The following is a 22,584-nucleotide window of genomic DNA, read 5'->3' on the forward strand; positions in this document are numbered from 1 at the left end:
GTATGTATTCGAGCGGAAATGTCCCAAGCCATCATGTATGCCCTTACATTCGATTATGTTACGTGTTTGAGCGATCGACTTTTTTCCAGGGACCCAGGCGACTGTTGGACTATTTGTTTCTGTACATGGAGAAGGGCCGCTACGTGCTAACCATTGAGGGGGTGGAATATGAGTTGTTGGAAGGTGAATTCGCGCTGATTCAGCCTGGGCAGCTGTTTACGACGCATGGCTTCGGGGATTGCGTCGTTCCTAACGCGCATCTGGACTTTTTTTATAACCCGCTTCGGGAGAAGAGCTTCGTCACGACGCCCGGCATGACCGTTCTTAACAAATACACGCGCCTTGCCCAGCCGGGACTGGACGTGCTTGGTCTGAAGAGCATGCCGCCGGTCTTCGCCCCGGACAACCCCAAGAAGATGAAAAACACGATTCTTCAAATGGTCGAGTTTCACAAAAGCAACAATCTGGCAAGCATTCTCAAGGTGCAGCAGCTTGCTCTGGATTTGCTCGCGCAATTGATCGAGAACAGCTCTCAGCGGCCTCCGAGCGACTATATAGAGCATCGGTTCAAGGCGAAGATGGAAGCTTATCTGTCTTCCAATCTAACCGAATCGCTCAGCATCGCGGAGATGGCGCATTACGTGGGCTATTCCGAATCGCATTTTTGCCTCATCTTCAAAAAGGTGTTCGGAGAGTCGCCCCATCATTATTTGGTCCGCATGCGGATCATGAAAGCCAAGGAGCTGTTGCGGACGACGGAGCTTCATCTGGAGGTCATCGCCCAATATTGCGGCTTCGCTAACGCCTCCCACTTCTCCAAAACGTTCAAGCTTCATGCGGATATGACGCCTACGCAGTTTAGGCAGAATGCGTCGGCTGAGATGGATGAAGTGTAGTCCCCCCTTAAGCGTAAAACCGCGCGAAACCATCACGAAACGATGGAACGCCAAATACGCCTTGACATTGGCGTCAAGGCGAGGTTGAATCCGTTGCTTCAGGGCAGACGGCAATCGGACGGCAAAGGGGGCGACTAAGGGACCCGCTTATTCAAAGCAGCATCATCCGTTTGTTGAGGATTATCGGCTGGTGGCCTTTACCGAGCAATACTGGTGAGGACAGCCTGGTTGATGATGGCTTCTATGCCGAACTCGGCGCGCTCCGTGTAGGAGTCATCATCGAGCAGCCTGCCGATGTGTGCCAATCCGGGATAATCGTCCGGGCGAATTTGGTCGCGGCGACTGTTTGGGCGAGTGACCTGCTCCTCTTCCACTAGGCCAATGATTAGGCAGTGCAACGCAACGCTCGCACGTGCGGCGACGACATCGCTCACGCCCAACTCCAAGAACGCGGAGATCATCACCTCGGCGAAATGCAATGCGTTGACATCGGCGGTGTGAGTGCCGCTGACGACGCGTCCGCCGTCGCGATGAGAAAGCATTGCGCGACGCAGTCGCCTGGTAACCTCTGCAATCCGCTCGCGCGCGTTCTCGGGAAGGTCGTTGAGAGAGAGCTCGCCGAGGATGACCTCGGCCATCAGTTCAAATAGGCGGGCCTTGCTTTCCACCTGGAAGGACACCGAGTTCAGGTGCAGTCCCATGCGCTTGGCGACACCGCGCAACGTGACGGCCTCAATTCCCGCCTCGTCTAGCATGGCGAGTGCCTCACGCACAACGTCGTCGCGGTTGTGACGCTTCTTTATCATTGCGTTTCCCTCCTCTGGGCTGCTCATTCGCGGTCTCTTTGACTACGGGTGCTGTGTCGACGATACCGGGGCTCGCTGGCGAGCGCACTCTGATACGCGGATGGCGCGGCATCATCCCGCCTTGGAGCCAAGACTTTGGAACCAAGACGCCAGCCGCGCGAGCGGGCGCGCTCCTGCCAGAAGTCGGCATATCGTCCACCGGCGTCGATCAGTTCCTGGTGGGTGCCGCGCTCGACGATCACTCCATGCTCGAGGAAGACAATCTGATCGGCAGCGGCGATCGTCTGCAATCGGTGGGCGACGACGATGAGCGTACGGTCTGCGGTGAGCGCGTTAAGAGCTTCCTGCACGAGGGCCTCGTTTTCCGCATCAAGCGCCGCGGTGGCCTCGTCGAGGAGGACGATCGGTGCGTCCTTGAGGATCGCGCGGGCGATCGACACTCGCTGGCGCTCGCCGCCGGAGAGGGCGCTGCCGCCCTCTCCGACCTGGGTATCCAGTCCGTGGGCAAGACGGGTGGCGATTTCGTCGACTCGGGCCTGCCGGATCGCTTCGTTCAGTTCGTCTTCGGTCGCGTCGGGGCGGGCCATCAGGATGTTATCACGAATGGTGCCGGAGAACAAGTAGACATCCTGGAACACGAACGACAGTTGGCCCATCAGTTGCTCTACGGGCATGGACCGCACGTCCTCGCCCGCCACCTTTACTGTGCCAAGACCGGCGTCCCAGAACCGGGCGACGAGTCGGGTTATTGTCGTCTTGCCCGATCCGGAGGGTCCGACCAACGCGGTCATCGTCCGAGGCGCTGCGGCAAACGTGACGCCATGGAGGACCTCACGGTCGTCGTAGCCGAACCGCACGTCATTGAACTCGACCGAGGGTTCGCCGAGTGCGACCCGTGCAGACGGCTCGGAGAGCGGCTCCGTGCCTAAGACGACGTCCATTCGGTTGAGGTTGTTGCGCACAGTGCGGACGGCCCCGCCCGCTGCGGCTCCCTCCATGAGGGGCTGAACGAAGCGGGTGGCGAGAATCAACAACGCGACCAGTTCGACCGGTCCAATTGTGGCCCCAGCGGTAAGAGCGATGCCGGTGAGCAGGATCGCGGTGAATGCGGCCTGAACGGTGAGGCGGAAAATGCCGTCACCGATCGCGCCGCCCCAAGTGATCATGGTGTTGTCCGCCTTGCGCTGCATGACGAGGGCGTCGTCAAGGAGCTTGTACCCCTGGGCGGTGCGGCCGAAGGCGCGGAGTACCGGCTGCGTCTGGGCGAACTCGATCAGTCTGTTCGCTGTGCGCGTGTTGGCGCTGTGCGTGCGCCGGTCGACGAAATCTACAATGGCAACGGTACCCTGGTAGGCCCCCCACACGATCGGTGCGGCGATTAAGGCGACGAAAGCAAGTCGCCACTCGAACATGAACATCAGGGCAACGACCACGGCCGGGGTCACGAACGCGTTAACCAGCATCCCGAGCATCTGGGTCGGAAAGCCGGTGACGTTGAACACACCGGCGCTGGCCAGCCGGGAAACAGAACCGACCTTCTCGGCGTTGAACCAGCCTAGCGGGAGCTTTGAGATGTGGTCTCCCAGGCGCTGCCACAGGTGCGAAGTCAGCGCTACCGACGAGGTCAGACCGAGCAGTTTGGTGCGGTAGTTGAGAACGCCGAACCCGATGAGGATGACAGTTTCAATCCCGACCCATAGCCAGAGTCGGGAGAATTCGCCCTCCAGCAGTGCTTGGATAAGCGGCACAAGCAGGCCGAACGCGACGCCTTGGAGAACCGCGCACACGACGGTTAGCGCTATCAGCAGGCGCAGGGCAGGCGCGTCCTCTCCCATCACCCGAAGCATTCGACGGATCATAGCTTCACCTCCGCCATCGAGTCCGTGGCTGAGTGCACTTCGGGATGCCAGGACATCGACCTCTCGTGTTTTGTCCACAGTTGGGCGTAGGTACCTCCTTGCGCGAGCAGGCTCTCGTGCGTACCTCGTTCGACGATGCGTCCACGATCAACGACGGCGATCTGATCCGCGCCCTGGATCGTGGACAGCCGATGTGCGATGACCAGCAGAGTACGCCCGGCCGCGAGCGCGGAGAGAGCGTCTTGAATGAGCGCCTCGGACTCCGGGTCGGCGAACGCGGTCGCCTCGTCGAGAACGAGGACTGGCGCGTCGGCGAGCAACGCTCGGGCGATCGAGACTCGCTGCGCCTCGCCGCCGGAGAACAGCGCATCCTCGCCGACGACGCTGTCATATCCGCGTGGAAGCTCGAGGATTCGGTCGTGAATCTGGGCCGCGCGGGCGGCGTCCTCCACCTCGGCGGTCGTCGCGTCGGGTCTTGATAGGCGGATATTTTCCATCACGGAGGCGCTCAGCAACTGCACGTCCTGGAACACGAAAGATACGTGTCGGTACAACTCGCTAGACGCGATGTCGCGCAGATCCACGCCTCCGAGAGTGATCTGGCCGCCGTCGGGGTCCCAGAAGCGCGGGATCAGCTTCGCGATCGTCGTCTTGCCTGAGCCCGAGCGACCGACCAGCGCCGTCGTCGTCCCCGGTTCCAGCCGAAGGTCGACGCCGTCCAGTGCGGCGTGCTGCCCGTCATAGCTGAACCGGACATCATCCAGTGCGATCGTCGCGTCTTTAGGCACACGAGGCGCGTCCGACTCGGGCAGAGTCTCGGTGGCCAGCAGAGCGAGGACCCGTTCACTCGCCTCCGCAGCCTGTGTCGTCGCGGTCGCGCTGAAGAATAGCGTCATGAGAGGGCTAGTCACTCCGAAACCGAGCAGCGCGAACGGGATCACCTCGACCGGGCTAATTAATCCAGCCCCGGTCAGGGCCGCGCCCGCGGCGGCGATGACCACGAGTGCCGCCAGTGGGGCAAGCACGACCTCCGCGAGGGCGGCGGATCGCAGCGATCCGCCGATGACGCCCCCCATAAGCTCCATGAATCGCTGTGTGGCATCCAGGAACCGTCGGTAGGCGCGTCCGGTCTGCCCGAAGGTCTTCACCACGCTGATGCCCTGCACGAACTCGACCGCGGTTCCGTTGATCTCGCCCATGGCAGTGGAAGAATCGGCCATTCTGGGCCGGATCTTTGCAATTTGCACACCGTACAAGCCAATTCCCACCAACAGCGGCAACATCACGAACAGCGACATCGCCCAGTCGATGCTGAACAGGTACGCCATCGTAACGACGGGCACTACCACGCCGTCGACGATCTCCAGCCCCGTGTGGGCTACCAGATGGTGCATGTGCATCACATCGTCCGAGACGCTCTTCTTGACGCTTCCAGAGGTGCGCGCCGTGAACCAGCCCAGCGGCACCTTGCCCAACCGCGCCGCCATCCGTCGACGCACGAACAGTTGGAAACTAGTGTCGGCGTAGTGCGTGATTCCGCCCGCGATGAGCACACACACCAGACGCACCAACAGCGCTCCCACCGCGACCCAGCCCCACATCCATACGCGCCCTGCCGTCTCCGTGCCAGACACGAGGAGGATTTGCGCCAGCTGCGCGATCGCGATGAACGGCACGATGGACGCCGCCGCGCCGATCGCGGCTATCACGCAGGCGAGAATCAGCCGCCAGCGGATCGGCTTCAGCAGCCGCCACAACCCGCGGAACTCAGGAATAACAGCGCCCCCTGTACTGCGGGTCTTCTCGTCAAATTTTAACATTGCGGAGTTCATGCACTCCACCTCCTACATCGGGGCTTGTGGGACGCAGCCCCGGAAATGAGTGACCAGACGACCCGTATCGACCGTCGCACATCGCCGATCACTGAGATCATTCTACACTTGGTCAGTGAGCAAGTCAATAAAAAACTTGTTCAGCGACCAACAATTGTGTGCTGACTCGACGATCAAGGACAGCAGACGCTGCAATCCCCGGAGTAAGAGGTACAAACCACATCGCTCCCGATAAGTGGGGACTTGCACTCTCCCCTCCACTCGCGAGCAAGCCTCCCGTTGGAGTGGGCAATACACTGGCATTGCCTATTCGAAGCTTCTCTGAAAAGCATCGTCCGCTCGACGCAGTTGGCTCAGGTTGCGACCTCGGAACAGCGCCAACGATGAGCGAAAACCTTCGCGATCAGGGCAGGTCGGGAGAATCCAGGGGAATTCCAGCCAAAGGTCTTGCGAACGCAAACAGCTGGCCGTCCGGATCGTCGCCGTTCGGTACGGAAGCGCCATCATTTTCAGCGAGCTCGGGGAGTTAGTTCAATAACAACAGCGGCAGTCAAGACTTTATTTTTCAAGTCTTGCTCCACCGCTGTTTCCTCTAAAACTATAAAATTGATAGCTGGTGACTTTAATCTCATAAACCCCGTTAACGCAATTTTATAACTTTATTTCGTATATTTTAGTTGAGATAATTCAAGTTATGCGAGGACAAAGCGACAAAAGCAAAGTGGGGAAAGCGGGAAAGCCTTGCGTGGAAAGGGATTTGGTTAAAGGTTTCTTGCTGTTCCTATTGGACTGCAAATGGATACATTCCGTTTTGAGCTTGATTCTTCGATATGCAAGCGCGTAAACTTATCTATGACGAGGTCCTGGCCACATGATACCTTATCCTGTCACACAGGATTTTCTTTTCTACGCTGGAGGAAACAGATGAAAAAGCCAATTATAGCTGTAGATATGGACGACACCATTTGCCACTTGGTGAAACGAGCCATTCATTACAATAACCTTGAATTCCCAACGCACCCTCTACGATATGAAGAGATGTTTTTCTGGGATACTACGCATCTCCGCCATCCCAGTTCTACACATGAAGTCTTTTATTGCAGGCCGGGCTTATTTGAAGAACTGGAACTCTACGATGAGTTTGTTGTCGAAGAGATGATGAGATTGAACACAGCCTATGATGTTATTATTGTAACGGCGGCGGATGCGACAGCGGTCGTGGAGAAATGGAACTGGCTGCAACGGCATATGCCGTTTATTACAGACAAACAGTTCATTACATGCAGGCGAAAAAGCCTGATTCAATTTGATCTCTTAATTGATGATGGACCACACAATTTGCTTCCAGCTATCGCCGATGGCAAAAAGGTGCTATGCATTCCCCATCCTTGGAACCGTATAGAGCGTGAGCAATATGCAATGCCCGTGATGAGCACTTGGAAAGGTGCAAAAGAAACCGTAGATCATCTATTAGAAGTAAACCGCGAAGTCGTCATTTAATTAACTTACTCACGGTGGTGAGCAATTCATCCAAAACCTCGTGATCGCCCTCTTCGATCCGTTCCACGACACAGCTTTTCAGATGATGTTCTAGAAGTTGTTTCCCCAATCCATTCAGAGCGGATTGAATGGAAGCGATTTGATTCAGCACGTCATCACAGTACGTATCTCGTTCAATCATTCCCTTGACGCCCCGTACTTGCCCTTCGATCCGATTCAGCCGCTGTATTAAATTAAGCTTTGTTTTATCTGAATGATGACTTTTCCGCTCTGTAGTAGATTGATGACCACATGAAGGAACTTGTTGTTCCGTATTATCCATTACCATCGACTCCTTTACATAAACATTAGCATTCCCCCTCCCCCTATGTAAAGGGAAGTGCCTAAGGCGGCAAGTTCAAGGCAAAAGCAGCTAGTTATCCTGCGATACGCTGCAGCTGTTCCAGCGATATCCGGTCCACGAATTTGCTGAACTTTTCTTTGCCTTTCGCATGTGCTCTATAAAAATCGATGATAGCCATAATGGCGGGAACAAGCTGTTCTTCCGATCTCCCGGAACAAAGCAGTTTGGCAAAGGTCGTCTTGATTCCTTTGGCTTCACCGCCCACATAAATATCGAATTTGTCTCGCATTTTGATTACGCTAATATCCTTAATCAAAGGCTCGCTCGTCCCTAACGCACAACCGGCGTACCCAATCTTGAGCGGTGTTGGCGTCTGGATGCCCGCAATCGCCTGATTTAAGGCTTTTGCCGTTTCAAGCCCCGCTTCTTCAGCCCCTTTGCAAAAATTGCAGGCAATCAGGCTTTTGGTCACAAAGCCTGCCGGATTCACTTCAAGGCCGTTGCGCTCCAGTTCATCCTTAATCGCTTCCCGTGCTGCGATCGGCACTTCTGCATAGAGTTGTTTGAAGGTCGTCATTTCCACAATAGCGTCTGCGCCTATCAGATTGCCGATCAGGATAAGCTGGCTCGGCAAGAACAGGCTCCCACCGAGCTGAATTGCTGGGCTTATGGCGATTTTGACCGTTTCCCCCATATGTCATCCGCCCCTTTGTTTAAATGTAACCTTCATTGAATGTCGACGACGAATGGAATTGTGAACACCTTTCCTTGATGCTGAAATTGACCCCAAATCTTATACGTGCCGGGATTCGGGAAGGCGGTCATAAATTCGGCTTTTGGACCGGTTGCCTTCTCATCCATTGGATGAACATGAAGATACTGCTCCGCATCCTCTGAGAGAATGACCACATGGCCGACAGCTCCCAAATACTGCTCCAGATCGCTAATGCCTTGTTTGGTCTGCGCGTCCGAAATCGTAAACGTTAGCATAGTCTCTTCTTTCGCCTTTGTGCTGCTTAACGCAAGCTCCACTTCTTTGCCATAGACAACCTTCACCCGATTAGTGTCCGCTATGATGCCTTCCTCTGCTTTGGGTTCGCCCTCTATCTTGACCCATTCGCTGAGTGTGGTGCCGGATCCGTTGCTTGGAACAAAATCCGCAAAGAGCTTGTATTCCCCGCCATTCGGAAACGTAGTGTCAATCGTAAACGTTCCATTCCCGCTAAACTCGGGGTGGATGTGTTTGAAATAAGCAAGATCCTTATTCACGATAATGAGATGCATCAGCTTTTCATGGTTCAATTCGAATTCATTGACCGGGTTTCCGCCAGTATCCGAAATCTGAATGCTCAACTGTACTTGCTCATTTCCTTTAACTGCTTCAGAGGCAAAGGAAAAGGAAGCTTTATAGCTGGCTGCCGATTTTTCTCCGCCATCGTGACCGCTGTGCTCCCCATGGCTCGCTGTTGCTGCTGGGGAATTTGTATCCGTTTGATGGGAACTGCCATGTCCGTCGGAATGTGCGTTTTCTTTCGGGTTCCCGCAAGCTGTCAGGACACCGAAAGCCAAAACACCGGTTAACATAAGCATCATGCTTTTATTCATCTTTTTCGCTCCATTCTGTTCTCGTTATCAATGACGCACTTTCACGCGCTGTAAGCGAAGAGCGTTCAGGACAACTGAAACTGAGCTTAACGCCATCGCTGCGCCGGCAACCCAAGGCGCCAACAAACCTATTGCGGCAATCGGAATGCCCAGCGTGTTGTACCCAAGCGCCCAAAACAGATTCTGTTTGATGTTGGTCATCGTTTTGCGGCTCATAAAAATGGCGTCGGGAATACTCGACAGGTCACCGCGCATGAGTGTAACATCCGCAGCTTCCATGGCGACATCGGCGCCCGTTCCGATTGCCATCCCGATATCCGCCGTCGCGAGCGCTGGGGCATCGTTGATCCCGTCGCCGACCATCGCTACTTTTTTGCCTTGCGCCTGAAGCTTTATGACTTCTTCGGCTTTGCCTTCAGGCAAGACCTCTGCACGGACCAAGTCAATGCCGACCTGAGCGGCTATCGCCTTGGCTGTCCGTTCGTTGTCGCCTGTAATCATGATGACCTGGATGCCCATCTCTTTCAGACGAGCAACCGCTGCCTTCGACGTTTCCTTAATCGTATCCGCAACCGCGACCATGCCTGCATAGCGGTTATCTATCGCAACCAGCATGGCGGTTTTACCCGTATCTTCCAGAAGAGACATGGTGTCATATGCCGACTTCGCATCGATGGCGTACTTGTCCATCAACCGGCGAGTGCCGATAAGCAGCTCGCGGCCTTCTACGACAGCTTTAATCCCGTAACCCGGAATCGCTTCGAAGGACTCCGTTCCCGGTAAGTCGATGCTTTTTGCCTGAATCCCGGCAACAATCGCCTCGGCAAGCGGATGCTCTGAATTTTTCTCAGCGGCGCCGACAAGTCGGAGAAATTCCGTCTCATTGCTTCCGGTTAGCACATCCGTCAATTCCGGCTTCCCTTTCGTTATCGTACCGGTTTTGTCCAGAATAATCGCATCAATTCTGTGAGTCTGTTCCAGATGCTCTCCGCCTTTGAACAAAATGCCAAGCTCTGCCGCGCGTCCCGATCCCGCCATGATCGATGTCGGGGTCGCCAGCCCAAGCGCACATGGACAGGCAATGACGAGAATAGCGATCGCTTTCTCCAAAGCGCCCGCGAAATCGCCGGGGTTGACGAAGAAATACCACACCAGGAACGCCACGATGGCAATGCCGACGACAATTGGAACGAAGATCCCGGAAATGACATCTGCAACTCGCTGTATAGGTGCTTTAGAGCCTTGCGCTTCTTCCACTACCTTAATGATTTGTGCCAGCGCCGTTTCCTTGCCGACCTTCGTTGCTTTGATCCGAAGCATGCCGTTCTTGTTGATCGTTGCCCCGATTACCGCATCTCCGGCTTTCTTTTCTACTGGAAGACTTTCGCCTGTGAGCATGGATTCGTCAACGGACGAAACCCCTTCAAGCACTGCGCCATCCACAGGCACCTTATCCCCCGGACGGATAAGCACCACATCGCCTGCGATGACTTCATCTACCGGAATCGTCAGTTCTTTGCCATCGCGAACGACCATAGCCGTTTTCGCTTGCAGCCCCATTAACGATTTGATTGCTTCGGAAGTGCGGCCTTTGGCATTGGCTTCAAACAGCTTCCCCATAATGACCAGCGTAATCAGGATCGCGCTAGTCTCGTAATACAAGGACGGCCCGTGATGCATATCGCCCCTAGACATAGCAGCCCAATCGATTGTCAGGTACAAGCTGTAGAAGTACGCGGCCGAAGTGCCGAGCGAGACCAGAACATCCATATTCGCACTCCCGTTGCGGAGCGCTTTATAAGCGCCTACATAGAACTGCTTGCCGATATAAAACTGCACCGGTGTAGCCAGTATAAGTTGAAGCCAAGGGTTCATCAGCAACTCCGGCATATAGATCCATGAGGTAAAGGAAAAGTGAGCTACCATGCTCCACAGAAGCGGCAGAGACAGGATGGAAGAAATCAACAGCTTTCTTTTCTGATTACCGATTTCCTTGCTGCGGTGATCCCCTGTACTTTGGGATTCCTGTTTGATGATGGCTTTATAGCCGAGTTTCTTGACCTTGTTTTGCATATCCTCGACGGAGACTTCGCCCGGCGTGAATTCCACGCGGGCCGTTTCCATCGCGAAGTTTACAGTGGCATTAGTAACGCCAGGCAGCTTGTTTAATCCTTTTTCGATTTTATTGGCGCAAGCCGCGCACGTCATGCCTTCTAGGTTGAATTGCGCCACTTCGGAAACCGTACCGTAACCGAGTTTATTGATCGTTTCCTCTAAATGCTGACGATCGACCTTGGCCGAATCATAGGTGACATTCGCTTTCTCCAATGCAAAGTTCACCGTTGCAGACGAGACACCCTCCATTTTGTTAAGCCCTTTTTCGATTCGGTTCGCGCATGCGGCGCAGGTCATGCCGGTAATTTGCATACTGGATTGTTTGATTTGAGCTTCTGTGGTTCCCACAATTGCTTACCTCCTGTCTTTGAATAACTTACGATACATGAACCTTCTGGAAGTCTAACCGAAGACGGGCACCTCAACCTCTTAATAGTAGAATACCCCCGTACCCTATTTAAAGTCAATTGTTTTTCATTACATTTCTATTTTAGGTCCATATCGGAGGCCGTTGACACCATGCTTCCTTCCGGCCATTCTCGCGGCGATAAATCGTACAGCGGAAGCGCCTCGTTCGCCGGGTCGTATGAGGTCGCCAGCCGGTTGGCCAGTTCCTCCGTTAGGGTGTAGCTGCTGGAATTCATGCCGAGCGGATCGAAAATATGCTGCTGCACATAACTTCCGAAGGACTCCCCGCTTGCTTGCTGGACGATGTAGCCTAGCAGTCTAGTTGCGAAGTTATCGTACATATACGAGGTGCCGGGCTCGCGCACGACTGGCGGAAAAACATCGAAGATGCTTTTGTTCAACGAGACGGGCTCGAATGAAGGATCGGTCACATAGCTGGCATCCGAGGGCTCGCGCGCCTCAAAGCCTGTTGTGTGGGTCAACAAATGTTCGATTGTAACGGGTGTATCGAAGGGGTTGACGATCTCGTAACCATCCAAGTACTTTTCAATATTGTCCTGAAGGGACATTTTCCCTTGTTCGACGAGCTGCATGGCGGCGACTGCCGTGAATACTTTGGAAACGGAGGCGATTCGGAAGACGGTGCGGTTGGCGTCTACCGGAGATTTCGACGTTTGATCGATGATTCCGTAGCCTTTGGAGACAAGCGTTTTTCCGTCCCGGACGATCGATACCGCGACGGCCCCCGCTTTTTGCTGTACGGCATCCTGAGCGAAGAAACCATCAAGAAACGCCTCGACTTCCTTGGTATCTCGCGATCCGCTCGTGTAAGCGTCCGCGCCGACGAGCGCTGCAGACTGCAGTTGAGCATACGCGCCGGCTTCCCCGGTGAGACTCAGCGCAAGCAGAGCGGCAAGGATACCATACGTGCGGCGGGTCCTTTTTTTATTATCGTTCATTAAATCCTCTCCCTCTAAGTTAGACTAACTGTATGAGTCAGACGTCGTTCGTACAAGATTATTGTACGATCGCGCTCAGAGAGGGTCGTTTGATTGGGATGACAATCGAGCGATGGAAGGTTACATTCTCGTCACGTTTGCAAGATTTAGCGGCGCATTCCCCGATTATCATTTCCTTCATAGGCATCTGCACAATCCTATAGTCATTAACCTACATACTTGTAGACATAGGGTATTTGACTTATGAATAGGGGATGTTTAATTTGTACAGTCAATTTCAAAAGCATACGTATGCTCATTCAAGAAACATTTCTGTGCTTGATATGAAGCTTGGAGATGTAAATGGGGACGGAATAATTGATAAAGTGTACTTATACGGAAATACATCCAATGGAATCTTTGCAGATAACATTACGCTTATCATTCAAGATGGACATTCTAATCAAAGTACAACGGTAAATCTTCAAAACAATGCGGGATATAATGCTAGGCTATTCCTTGGGGATTTTTCTAAGGATAACGTACAGGACATTTTAGTAAGTATTGATTCTGGAGGAAGCGGCGGATATGGAATATTTTATATCTACTCCTTCAAGAATAACATTCTACATGAAATGTTTGATGTTGATAAATATAATAACGAGTATAAATTCAATGTGAATTATGAAGATTTTTACAAAGTGAGTGTCGGGAATCCGCAACTTGACGTGCTATTTACAATAGACATTAGCAATAAAGGCTATGACTATTTATCACAATATTACAATGATAATGGTAAACTTAAACAACCTGCCAAGGGTGAGGTTCTTGCTTTAGGCGCATTGTATCCCATAGTTACAAACGTAAACAGCGTGGGTTATGATATACTAGCTCTTCAACGTATTATTGGTACTACTAACTCCGATACATTAGGGTATGTCGAAAACCTTATGACATGGAATGGCACTCAATTTACATCCTCAAGATTGTCAGTATCCATACTGGGTACGAGGTTAATCAGCCTTCTCTAGATGTACGCTCACATCCGTCCAGTCCATTGACAAAGAACATGAGCCCAACAAAAAAGCCGCGTTATTCGCGGCTTTTTATTGATGTGCGTTCTTGTCTCCCCCCACAGCTGCCGACTTATGTATTGCTCATTTTAAAGCTCCATTGATTCGATATGCTTTATTGTTTCTTCTGTTCCTATTTTTTTTAACAATTTGTATACTTCTTTTAGGTAGAAGTCATAACCGTCGTTTTCGAGATCGTGGTGGTAGGGAATTCCCGGAATAGGATTTCTGAAAAAGCTTTGATTATCGAAATCTTCCATATGTTCAAACAAGTCCAGTAATTCCTGCACATCCTCCTGCGTAGCCACCATTTCTAATTCGTATGGAGCGTCCCCCTGCCCGGTCATGATCGTTTTAGACTGAACTGAAACATAATACTTTTGCTTTTCCACGTTAGCCCTCCTTATGGTTTGGTGAGAAATATCAAGATCATGGCTATGGCAATCGTTACAACAGGGACGATGACATAGAAGATAAATATCGGATTCGCGATAATCGGGTGCTTGACTGTCGTTAAGCTGGCATCTTTGTCCAGAGTCGTATTTTTCATGTGCTGCTTGCGGACAATGACAATCGAAGCAACCAATAAGTAAACACATGCCGCAGCTCCTAAAATACCTAACAGAGTGTACAACTTGTTCATCTCCTTACTTTTTTAGCTCCCTTTATTTTGTTACTGCAGTCAGTTTTTATTCATCGATTCCGTACAACTTATAGGAGTCTGGATGTAATGGAGTGGGAAAACAGTTTTTGTTTCGGGATCAAGCCTCTAAATGCCGCATGTTCTCCCGACTAACCGCTATCTTAAAGCGCCGAAGATAAAAAAGCCAACCAGAAGCTCTGTTCCAACTCATAACAGCACTGCGCTGTCTCCCACACATGCCCATCCGGATGAATCTCACTTTCAGAAGGCATACAAACTTCATAAATTCATTCGTTTTTATACCCGCCCTTCTTCATTTGAGTCCTGTAGCATGACTTACAGAGTCATAGCAAAGGAGCAAAACGAATGAAGAAAACGACTAGGTTAAGCTTATTAATCGTCATTTCGGCTGGACTAATCTGGTGTAGTTGGGGGCTTGTTTGGTCAGGTCGGGAACAGTCGGCCTCTACATTTGGCACCAGCGGCTGGGAGGATAATAAGTTTATAGCACACGCACTTGGTGGAGTCGAAAGCGCTAGCCACACAAATTCTTATGAGGCATTTATAACCAATTACAATAGAGGGTACCGTTTGTTCGAGGTTGATCTTGTTGAGACGACAGACGGGGAGCTCGTAGCCAGACATGATTGGTCGCACAAGCTGCAGCCGGATTTGACCGCGGATGGCGGACGAAACGTGACAAAGCTTCAGTTTGCAAACTCGCTTATCATGGGTAGATTCCACCCTCTTGCACTTCCAGATATCCTGCAGCTGATGCAGGAATATCAAGATTTTGACTTAATCATGGATACGAAAGCAGATAGCAAAGAGCAGATCCAACAGCAGTTTACGCATCTAGTCAATGAGGCGCGCCGTACTGATCCTGCACTGCTCAACCGGATAATACCCGAAATTTTCAGCCCGGAAATGTATGACACGGTAATGAGAATCTACCCCTTCCGAACAAAGTGTATTCACTTTACAAAACTGGCGCATCCGCTGATAGTATTGTAGAATTCGTGAGAGACAAACAGCTGACAGCGGTCGCCATGCCGGTATCCCGCGTATTTATAAACCCCAATCTCGTTCCTGCACTAAATAAGCTCGGGGTAAAAAGCTATGTTCATACCGTCAACAGCAGACCTGCTATGCAGCTTCTGCACAGCTTCGGGGTGCATGGATTTTACACGGATCAGGAAGAATCCCCGGAGAAGCTGATGCTTGCAAACGCTCCCCCCGGCCATACTGGTTTTACGGGATACATCACTTCCGGATTGGCAATATTAGCACTATTGAGATGAAGGTGATTAATAATGGCTATTAATAATATTCTTGTTGTAGACGATGAACCGGAAATTCGCGAAGCGCTCGTTATTTACTTAAAAAGCGATGATGTGGATGTATTTACGGCCTCTAACGGACTGGAGGCGCTGGAAATCCTTGAACAGCAAACGATTCATCTCATTATTATGGACATCATGATGCCGCAGCTCGATGGAATCAAGACGACATTTAGAATTCGGGAAAGCAAAAATATACCGATCATTATGCTTTCCGCTAAGTCGGAAGATAGCGACAAGATTTTGGGACTTAACCTTGGAGCCGATGACTATATTACGAAGCCGTTCAATCCTCTGGAGCTGATCGCTAGAGTCCGATCTCAGCTGCGCCGGTTTACGAATTTAGGTTCCTTCCAGTCAACCGGGGAAGAGATCATTCAAGTAAGAGGACTCCTGCTGAACAAAAGCTCGAAGACTGTTGAGGTAGATGGAGAGGACGTCAGACTGACCCCGAAGGAATACAAAATTTTGGAGCTGCTGATGGAGAACAAGGGCAGAGTTTTCTCGATTGAAGAGATTTATGAGCGCGTGTGGAATGAACCGATCTTCGCTTCAGAGAATACCGTTGCCGTACATGTGAGAAATATTCGCGAAAAAATTGAGATCAATCCCAAAGACCCAAAATATTTAAAGGTGGTATGGGGAATTGGATACAAAATCGAGAAAAAGTAAAGTAGATCTGCATGTCTTGGTCGAACTGCTTATAATAATTGTCGCCGTTATCTTAGGGATCGTTGTAGACGGGTATTCATACGTGCTTGGGTTGAATCTGGACTTCTCAATTTCACGCTTTATTCTGGCACTGCTTGCCGCTATTATCCTTGGCTTACCGGCAGGAAGACTGTTTTTTTATTTTAATGCGCCACTTAAGGAGCGTTCCTTATGGCATGGCAGTGTACTATTGAATTACGTTCATATTTGGAGAACAGGTCTTAGAACCAGTCTATACAAATGGAGAACAACGTTTGTCCTCTGCATCTTGCTCCTGCTAACTGCGATAGCCGGCGTTTGTGCTTGGCGGGCAGCCACAATCACCTATTACACACGTTTCGAATTGAGCTGGCTCATACTTTATGAACTGCTGTATGTACTGCTCCTGGTTCCCTATTTACTTGCCAAGCTCGGACGCTTCAACACCATCCTCAACGGCAGCAAAGAAATTGCCGAAGGGAATATTCAGAATACGATTCAGGACACAGGGAAGGATGCTCTGTCCAAGCTCGCCAGCTATATTAACAATATGAAAGCCGGGTATCAAAGCGCGCTGGAGAATCAGATGAAGAGCGAACGGTTAAAAACAGAACTGATTACCAACGTATCGCATGATTTGAAGACTCCGCTTACTTCCATTATCAACTATGTCGATTTATTAAAAAAGGAAGAGCTTTCTGCGGAGACAGCGCGAGCCTATATTGAAACCTTGGACCGCATGGCGCTCCGGCTGAAGCTGTTGATTGAAGACCTATTCGAAATCTCAAAGATGACCAGCGGCTCTGTAGAGCTGGATATTGAGCATGTCGATGTTGCAACTTTGTTGAAACAGGCGATTGCCGAGTCCAACACCAATCTGGGAGAAACATCGCTCGTGATTCGTGAACGTATCGAGAAATTCCCAATCCATGCGCATTTGGATGGCAATAAAATTTGGCGTGTGTTTGAAAATCTAATTGGCAACGCGCAGAAATATTCACTTCCAGGAACCAGAATCTATATTTATTTGGACGAGTCTGATGATCAGGTATTATTCAAAATTCAAAACACTGCTGCTTATGAGATTGATTTTGCTGCGGAAGAGCTGTTCGAGCGCTTCAAAAGAGCAGACGAATCCCGCCAGACAGAAGGCTCCGGACTAGGGCTGCCCATTGTGAAAAGCATCGTTGAGCTGCACGGCGGGGAGATTAAAATTGAGATTCATGGCGATCAATTCAACGTTATTCTGCATCTACCCAGGCAGCGCTTAATTTAATCGTCATACAACTACGTTAACCCTCATGCTCCTTTTCAGGAGGTATGAGGGTTTCAGCAATTGTCGTTCGCCCTCATCAACGCCCGATCAGCTTCTTTTATTCGCGGGCAAGCATAGCAGTAACCAAAATTCGCTTCCAAACGATACGCAAGGCAGCAGGCGGTTTTTAACGGTATTTTTCGTTCCGGGTTAGTGGGGTGTGCGATGAACTTCATTTCTCGATCAAAAGGATTTCTGCGAAGCCCGAACACACCTGAATCAACGCCTTTGGAAAGCAAGTTATAATGATAATCGATGATCTTTCTACATTCCTCATCCAGCGTTTTACCCATGACTTCAGCCATTTGAGCATGTAACGAATTGACAATCTGTCCCCACAATGGCGTGACACTCATTTGACCCAAATGGGATAGTATTTCTATCAACGGTGTGATGTTATTCCCGTAAAATGATTCGATCGAACTCTTGCACCATGCCTCGTAATCCACTGCCGGAATTTCAATAAACTTCAGTTTGTTAATCTTAAATGTAAACAAAGGATAGCGCTCGTCAGCATAAAGCCGAATGGATAAGTTCCATAACGATAAATCCAGTATCGCTTCATCGCCCCGGTAGAATGCATCCTGTATAGCCCCACATACTCCCCCCAACCAACTGGCGAAAAAGGTGGCAGCTACAGTCCGTTCATTTGTTTGGATAAGCGGACCGTATGTATCAATTAAAAGCTTCATATTTTCTGCTTGTAATAGGTCTGTTGCCGGCATGGGAAGCACGATGTTTTCGGGCTCATGTAAAGTCAGGAAAAACTCCTCTTCCAATCTTCGAAAGTCAATCGTACTCACATCATGCCCTCCCATTACTTTTGCTTTTTCTCAAAAGCTTTAACGACCTCATCTATGGCGTTGCTGTCAGCTAAAGGGGACATTCCCAGACTAAACCATTCTTTCCCTCCCATGATATATATCTGATTTTTCTTTACCGCCGTCATATTTTTCCATAGTCTACTATCCAGCAATTCCTTATACCTGTTTTGTATTTCTATGCTGGACTCGTCGTCTAGCTGCAGAATGATATGGTCGGGATTATATTCAGGTATTTTTTCTAATGAGATTGAAAGGCTGACCTCGCTCTGCGGAAAGTTTTTAACGGGATTTAACCCTAACTGCTTATGGATGAAGCTGCCCCGATCGATATTCTCTCCGTAAATCACCAATTCCTTCGCCATAATCATCATATACATAACCGTTTCATCTCCAACAAGGGAGCGTAGCTTCTCTTTCGCCTCGGCTTCTTTGGTTTTCAAGTTTTCAATGATTGCTTCAGCCTGATCTATCTTGTCCAGAACCTCGCCGATATCCCGCAATTCGTCACGCCAGTCATCCCGCTGAGGCAAAATCACGGTAGGAGCGATTTTAGCAAGCCGGTCATAGTCTTTTTCGGACCACCATACGGGAGCAATGATTAAATCTGGTTCTGCTGCTAGTATGGCTTCAAAATTAGGCGTTTCTCCGATTCCCAATTTCTGCGTATCTTTAAACGGCTCTTTTAAATACGATGGGAACTCCTGATGATAGTTTTGAACAGCAATTGGCGTTACGCCAAGCGCATATAAAAACTCGGGATACACAACAGAAAGCCCAATGACCCGCTTTGGTTCGGCCGGAATCGTGATGTTTCCTTTTAGGCTGTTGATAACACGCTGTTGATCGGGCTTGTCTGAGTTTTCAGTCACGGTTGAACAGGCAGTGCTTAACGCTATAACCACCATGAATACGAAGCCCGAAATCAAATATCGCTTCATTCTCCGATACGCCTCCTGGAAATCTAATTAATAATGATACCAACCTCAATAATATTGATAATCATTATCACATAAAGGAGTATAGACGAATTTATGATTTCGGTATATCGACGAAAAGGACATTTTTCTTATGTACAATTCCGCCAAAGCTTCAACGCTTCATCCAATAAGAGCTCATTCGTAAAGGCGGTATATTCAACCCAGGGATACGGGGGAAGGAATGCTACCCTACCGTTTCGGACTGCTTTCAGGTTGTTCCATAGCTCGGAATCCGCGAGTGATTTCCAGCTCGATTTCGACAGAGCATCCTCATCCACAATAAGCAATAGCCGATCTGCATCAAAGTCCATCAACTGAGCAGGTGATACCTGCTTCTCGTCCGACATTTCATTGACGCCGCGTGCGGGCACCACTAGCAAGTCATCATAAAAAACCGTCCTGATGCTTCTGCTGCCCAAAACGGTGATCCGACCTCCACAGATTCTCAATATAAGCAGAGAATCGTCCTTGATCACATTTTTTATCTGTTCGCTTGCAGTACGTGCTTTACGTTCATAATGATTAAGCCAAGTTTCCGCAACTGCCGTTCTCCCCAGAAATTGGGCGATTGCGCTCATATGCTTGCGCCAATCATACTCCATCCAAGGCACAAAAAACGCAGGTGCGATTTCCCCAAGGCTTTCCTGTTCCTCGGCGGACACGAGGCTATCTACACCGATAATGAAATCGGGAGCGGCAAGACGCAGCTCCTCCCTCTTGGTCTCTTCATACGAACTTAACGGCAACACGGAGTTCGTTTTATATTTCCTTTGATAGTAATCGGTCCAGGGATGGTCGGCCGGCGCAGCGCAAGGGGTAATTTGAAGCGCAAGCAGTTGCCCGATATTGGATGAATGGTACGCGACAATTTTTTGCCTGCCGTTCTTAACAAACGCCGCTGGCGGAATGCCCGATATTTGTTTGAATTTTCGCCTGAAATACATATCATCATGGTATCCTACATGTCGGGCGATATCCCGAAGACGATATTGTACTCCCGTTCTCATAAGCTGCTGTGCTCTCTCAATCCGGTACAAGGCCAAATAATCGATCGCGCTGTAGCCGTATCTTTTTTTGAATAACCGCATGAAATGGCGGGAGCTTATCCCCGCCACCTTGGCCAACTGTTCGATCGTCAGATCTTTCTGGTAGTGCTGTTCGATATATGCCATCGCATAGCCAAGCGCCTCTTCCGAATCGTTTTCGTTCACAAGGTGAGCATCCTGTATGACGGCATACAGCATTTCTTGAAAATCAATTTGACCGCGAAATCGCTGAAGCCGATTCTCGTCCTGCACATTTCGGCAGATCGTTTCGCATAATACGCTGATGGAAACCGGAGAGGAAACGATGACTTCTCCGATGACCGGGAATCGGCTGTCTTGCTTAACGAGCTGCATATGCCTGATTGACGATTCGTCATCCTCGATAACATCGAACCTCATATGATAAAATCCGCGTTCATCAAACGAGTGCATGGCAGCTTCGATCAGTTGGCCTGGCGAACAAAAATAAACGCCGCCTTGACGCAGCTGGACAAATCGCCCGTCAAGTGTCAGCCAGCCTTGGCCGCTTGCCGCGACAATAATCATATGGGATTCGATAAACTGAAGCGATAATTTCCATTCTTTCGTATTGTCCTTGATATGTTCAATTTCTCGAAGCTTGAAGCACATGCCTTCCAGGGATGCGAATTCGACTTTGTTGACAGTCGTATGTTTCATTTCTTAGCACTCCGATCAACTAGAATAACAATCTAACCGTCGCCATGCCTACAATCCCGACGATAACAGTAACAGCCAAATTTTTTGTCCATAGGGCTACGATAAGAGTCGGAATAATAGCAACAAGCGCCTTCCAATCAAACGATAGAACTGACTGGTTCTGAACCATAAAGCTGTCGGCAATTAGCGCTGTAAAGATGCATACCGGAATAAACGAAAGCCATTTTCCCACGACCCGCGGAAGCTTTACATTTCTTATCACCATAAATGGAATAATTCTAGGAATGGCGGTAACAACGGCGCAACATAAGATGATTACAAGCGTTGATAATTGAACATTCATTTGTCTCTAATCACCCCAATGGTTGCAACAATAATGGTTGATAACAAAATCGCTATATATGATGGGACAAACATATTAAGAACAATCATCAATATAACGACATAAGCAATCAATGAGAGATACAGTTTCAATTTTCTGTTCTCGATATTTTGAAGCTGCAATACAAGAAGCGCTACGAACATGGCTGATAATGAAAAGTCCAATCCGAATTGTTCGGGATTTGATATCCACTTACCAGAAAGGGCTCCCAGCGTGCAAGATAAAATCCAGCATACATATGCCGTTATATTCAGACCATTCATCCATGGAGCATTTATCGGTTCTTTTCTCGCAATCTTATTAATTGCAACACCGAACGATTCATCCGTTACGAGAATTCCTATTCCCATATTTTTAAGTAAAGAATACTTCGTAAAATGGGGAGCTAACGCCATACTTAATAAGAAATGTCGAAGATTCACAATGAAGGCTGTAAATATAATGACAGAAACGGGACTCCCCGAAATGAGCAAGGCACAAATGATAAACTGGGAAGCTCCGGCGTACACTAAAGCTGATAATAATGCCACTTCTAGAATACTTAGATCGGAAGATGCTCCTACTATCCCGGCAGCAATACCAATGCTGATATAGCCAATTAACGTTGGAATGCAATCCCGAACGCCCTGAATGAAGGCAGAGGAATTCTTTTGGTTCGTGATGTATAGATTCAATCGTGATTCCTCCAAGTTTGTCATAGCGAATGAATGTATGTTATATTAAACAAAAATCAAAGTCAAGGAGCGACTATGGAGTTTATTCAAGAGATTATAGCCCATAACCTTGCAACATTAAGGAAAAGTCGACAATTAAGCCTAGATCGTGTTGCAGAAGTGACAGGAGTCAGTAAAGCAATGTTAGCCCAGATTGAGAATGGTAAATCCAATCCGACAGTCACGACACTCTGGAAAATTGCAAATGGGTTGCAAGTGTCATTCTCCGCTTTCTTGAAGGAAATCGATAAACCAAAAGCGGAAATCATTAATATTAAGCAAATTCCCCCGCTAATTGATGATGATGGGAATTATCTCGTCTATTCTGTTTTCCCGTTCCATCCTGAAAAAAGGTTTGAAATTTTCTCTGTAGACTTGAAGCCTGGCACTCGTCACTTATCTGAGGCGCATGCCGGTGAGGAATACGTGTTCGTTCAACAAGGCAAGCTCACCCTTGAAATACACAGAGAGCAATATGAATTAACTCCAGACGTGGCAATGAAATTTAACGCAGCTTCTGAACATGCTTATATTAACGCGTCTGATGAACCGACAAGATTCTATGTCTTTATTTCTTATCCTGAATGATCTTGCATCGATA

Annotated in this window: 22 protein-coding genes; 7 read left to right on the top strand and 15 right to left on the bottom strand. The window is 49.6% G+C overall.

Going from position 1 to position 22,584, the window contains the following annotated elements; all coding sequences use genetic code 11:
- Positions 1-104 precede the first annotated feature (104 nt).
- Positions 105-896 carry an AraC family transcriptional regulator gene (locus ACFO1S_RS24750; protein WP_204602323.1) on the top strand — a complete coding sequence of 264 codons (792 nt, stop codon included), beginning with the start codon at positions 105-107 and terminating at the stop codon, positions 894-896.
- 197 nt (positions 897-1,093) lie between these two features.
- Here ACFO1S_RS24750 and ACFO1S_RS24755 read toward each other — a convergent pair whose 3' ends face one another.
- The 3 genes from ACFO1S_RS24755 to ACFO1S_RS24765 are packed head-to-tail and all read right to left on the bottom strand — an operon-like array spanning position 1,094 to position 5,393.
- Positions 1,094-1,702 (bottom strand): TetR/AcrR family transcriptional regulator, encoded by a 609-nt coding sequence (locus ACFO1S_RS24755; protein ID WP_204602321.1) that lies wholly within the window; start codon positions 1,700-1,702, stop codon positions 1,094-1,096.
- 23 nt (positions 1,703-1,725) lie between these two features.
- The gene (locus tag ACFO1S_RS24760; RefSeq protein ID WP_204602318.1) at positions 1,726-3,561 is read right to left on the bottom strand and encodes an ABC transporter ATP-binding protein; all 1,836 of its coding nucleotides are present in this window, start codon (positions 3,559-3,561) and stop codon (positions 1,726-1,728) included.
- Positions 3,558-5,393, bottom strand: a complete 1,836-nt coding sequence (locus ACFO1S_RS24765) for an ABC transporter ATP-binding protein (protein ID WP_204602316.1) — start codon at positions 5,391-5,393, stop codon at positions 3,558-3,560. Before ACFO1S_RS24765 ends, ACFO1S_RS24760 begins: the two co-directional genes overlap by 4 nt.
- Positions 5,394-6,317: 924 nt before the next feature.
- Here ACFO1S_RS24765 and ACFO1S_RS24770 point away from each other — a divergent pair.
- Complete coding sequence (locus tag ACFO1S_RS24770) at positions 6,318-6,893, top strand: 5' nucleotidase, NT5C type (RefSeq protein ID WP_204602315.1); 576 nt, start codon at positions 6,318-6,320, stop codon at positions 6,891-6,893.
- On the opposite strand, the gene ACFO1S_RS24775 is transcribed toward ACFO1S_RS24770, so the two are convergent.
- The 5 genes from ACFO1S_RS24775 to ACFO1S_RS24795 all read right to left on the bottom strand — a co-directional run bounded on the left by ACFO1S_RS24775 (position 6,886) and on the right by ACFO1S_RS24795 (position 12,323).
- Positions 6,886-7,215, bottom strand: coding sequence for a metal-sensitive transcriptional regulator (locus tag ACFO1S_RS24775; RefSeq protein ID WP_204602313.1), 330 nt, complete (start codon positions 7,213-7,215; stop codon positions 6,886-6,888). The two genes, ACFO1S_RS24770 and ACFO1S_RS24775, sit on opposite strands and share 8 nt — an antisense overlap.
- Positions 7,216-7,309: 94 nt before the next feature.
- Positions 7,310-7,930: a nitrite reductase gene (locus ACFO1S_RS24780; RefSeq protein ID WP_204602311.1), complete on the bottom strand. Its 621-nt coding sequence runs from the start codon at positions 7,928-7,930 to the stop codon at positions 7,310-7,312.
- 32 nt (positions 7,931-7,962) lie between these two features.
- The gene (locus ACFO1S_RS24785; protein WP_204602309.1) at positions 7,963-8,841 is read right to left on the bottom strand and encodes a hypothetical protein; all 879 of its coding nucleotides are present in this window, start codon (positions 8,839-8,841) and stop codon (positions 7,963-7,965) included.
- A gap of 27 nt (positions 8,842-8,868) precedes the next feature.
- Positions 8,869-11,268 (bottom strand): heavy metal translocating P-type ATPase, encoded by a 2,400-nt coding sequence (locus ACFO1S_RS24790; protein ID WP_204602582.1) that lies wholly within the window; start codon positions 11,266-11,268, stop codon positions 8,869-8,871.
- A gap of 173 nt (positions 11,269-11,441) precedes the next feature.
- Positions 11,442-12,323 (bottom strand): serine hydrolase domain-containing protein, encoded by an 882-nt coding sequence (locus ACFO1S_RS24795; RefSeq protein WP_204602307.1) that lies wholly within the window; start codon positions 12,321-12,323, stop codon positions 11,442-11,444.
- Between the two features lie 254 nt (positions 12,324-12,577).
- On the opposite strand from ACFO1S_RS24795, the gene ACFO1S_RS24800 reads away from it, so the two are divergent.
- Positions 12,578-13,333: a VCBS repeat-containing protein gene (locus tag ACFO1S_RS24800; protein ID WP_204602305.1), complete on the top strand. Its 756-nt coding sequence runs from the start codon at positions 12,578-12,580 to the stop codon at positions 13,331-13,333.
- Positions 13,334-13,464: 131 nt separating this feature from the next.
- Here the strand turns inward: ACFO1S_RS24800 and ACFO1S_RS24805 are convergent, their stop codons facing one another.
- Together ACFO1S_RS24805 and ACFO1S_RS24810 are read right to left on the bottom strand one after the other, a co-directional pair.
- Positions 13,465-13,767 (bottom strand): hypothetical protein, encoded by a 303-nt coding sequence (locus tag ACFO1S_RS24805; protein ID WP_204602303.1) that lies wholly within the window; start codon positions 13,765-13,767, stop codon positions 13,465-13,467.
- 11 nt (positions 13,768-13,778) lie between these two features.
- The gene (locus ACFO1S_RS24810; RefSeq protein ID WP_378127762.1) at positions 13,779-14,009 is read right to left on the bottom strand and encodes a hypothetical protein; all 231 of its coding nucleotides are present in this window, start codon (positions 14,007-14,009) and stop codon (positions 13,779-13,781) included.
- A 375-nt stretch (positions 14,010-14,384) separates the two neighbouring features.
- On the opposite strand from ACFO1S_RS24810, the gene ACFO1S_RS24815 reads away from it, so the two are divergent.
- The 3 genes from ACFO1S_RS24815 to ACFO1S_RS24825 all read left to right on the top strand — a co-directional run bounded on the left by ACFO1S_RS24815 (position 14,385) and on the right by ACFO1S_RS24825 (position 17,324).
- Positions 14,385-15,032 carry a PI-PLC domain-containing protein gene (locus ACFO1S_RS24815; RefSeq protein ID WP_204602299.1) on the top strand — a complete coding sequence of 216 codons (648 nt, stop codon included), beginning with the start codon at positions 14,385-14,387 and terminating at the stop codon, positions 15,030-15,032.
- A 299-nt stretch (positions 15,033-15,331) separates the two neighbouring features.
- Positions 15,332-16,030 carry a response regulator transcription factor gene (locus tag ACFO1S_RS24820; RefSeq protein WP_204602296.1) on the top strand — a complete coding sequence of 233 codons (699 nt, stop codon included), beginning with the start codon at positions 15,332-15,334 and terminating at the stop codon, positions 16,028-16,030.
- Positions 16,005-17,324 (top strand): sensor histidine kinase, encoded by a 1,320-nt coding sequence (locus ACFO1S_RS24825; RefSeq protein ID WP_204602294.1) that lies wholly within the window; start codon positions 16,005-16,007, stop codon positions 17,322-17,324. Before ACFO1S_RS24820 ends, ACFO1S_RS24825 begins: the two co-directional genes overlap by 26 nt.
- Before the next feature lie 53 nt (positions 17,325-17,377).
- Here the strand turns inward: ACFO1S_RS24825 and ACFO1S_RS24830 are convergent, their stop codons facing one another.
- The 5 genes from ACFO1S_RS24830 to ACFO1S_RS24850 form a co-directional block, all read right to left on the bottom strand.
- Positions 17,378-18,166, bottom strand: a complete 789-nt coding sequence (locus ACFO1S_RS24830; RefSeq protein WP_204602292.1) for a (2Fe-2S)-binding protein — start codon at positions 18,164-18,166, stop codon at positions 17,378-17,380.
- Between the two features lie 14 nt (positions 18,167-18,180).
- On the bottom strand, positions 18,181-19,125 hold the full coding sequence (locus ACFO1S_RS24835) for an ABC transporter substrate-binding protein (protein WP_204602290.1): 945 nt from the start codon (positions 19,123-19,125) through the stop codon (positions 18,181-18,183).
- A gap of 128 nt (positions 19,126-19,253) precedes the next feature.
- Entirely contained in the window at positions 19,254-20,375 is a 1,122-nt protein-coding gene (locus ACFO1S_RS24840) for an ABC transporter substrate-binding protein (protein ID WP_204602288.1), read from the bottom strand.
- Between the two features lie 532 nt (positions 20,376-20,907).
- Complete coding sequence (locus tag ACFO1S_RS24845) at positions 20,908-21,231, bottom strand: AzlD domain-containing protein (RefSeq protein WP_204602286.1); 324 nt, start codon at positions 21,229-21,231, stop codon at positions 20,908-20,910.
- On the bottom strand, positions 21,228-21,968 hold the full coding sequence (locus tag ACFO1S_RS24850) for an AzlC family ABC transporter permease (protein ID WP_204602284.1): 741 nt from the start codon (positions 21,966-21,968) through the stop codon (positions 21,228-21,230). The genes ACFO1S_RS24845 and ACFO1S_RS24850 overlap by 4 nt, the downstream gene beginning before the upstream one ends.
- A 51-nt stretch (positions 21,969-22,019) precedes the next feature.
- Here ACFO1S_RS24850 and ACFO1S_RS24855 point away from each other — a divergent pair, with 51 nt between their 5' ends.
- A complete protein-coding gene (locus ACFO1S_RS24855; RefSeq protein ID WP_204602282.1) occupies positions 22,020-22,571 on the top strand; it encodes a helix-turn-helix domain-containing protein in 552 nt (183 codons plus the stop codon).
- The last annotated feature ends 13 nt before the right edge of the window (positions 22,572-22,584 follow it).

Origin of the sequence: Cohnella boryungensis (assembly GCF_042651945.1) — a bacterium.
GTDB lineage: Bacteria > Bacillota > Bacilli > Paenibacillales > Paenibacillaceae > Cohnella > Cohnella boryungensis.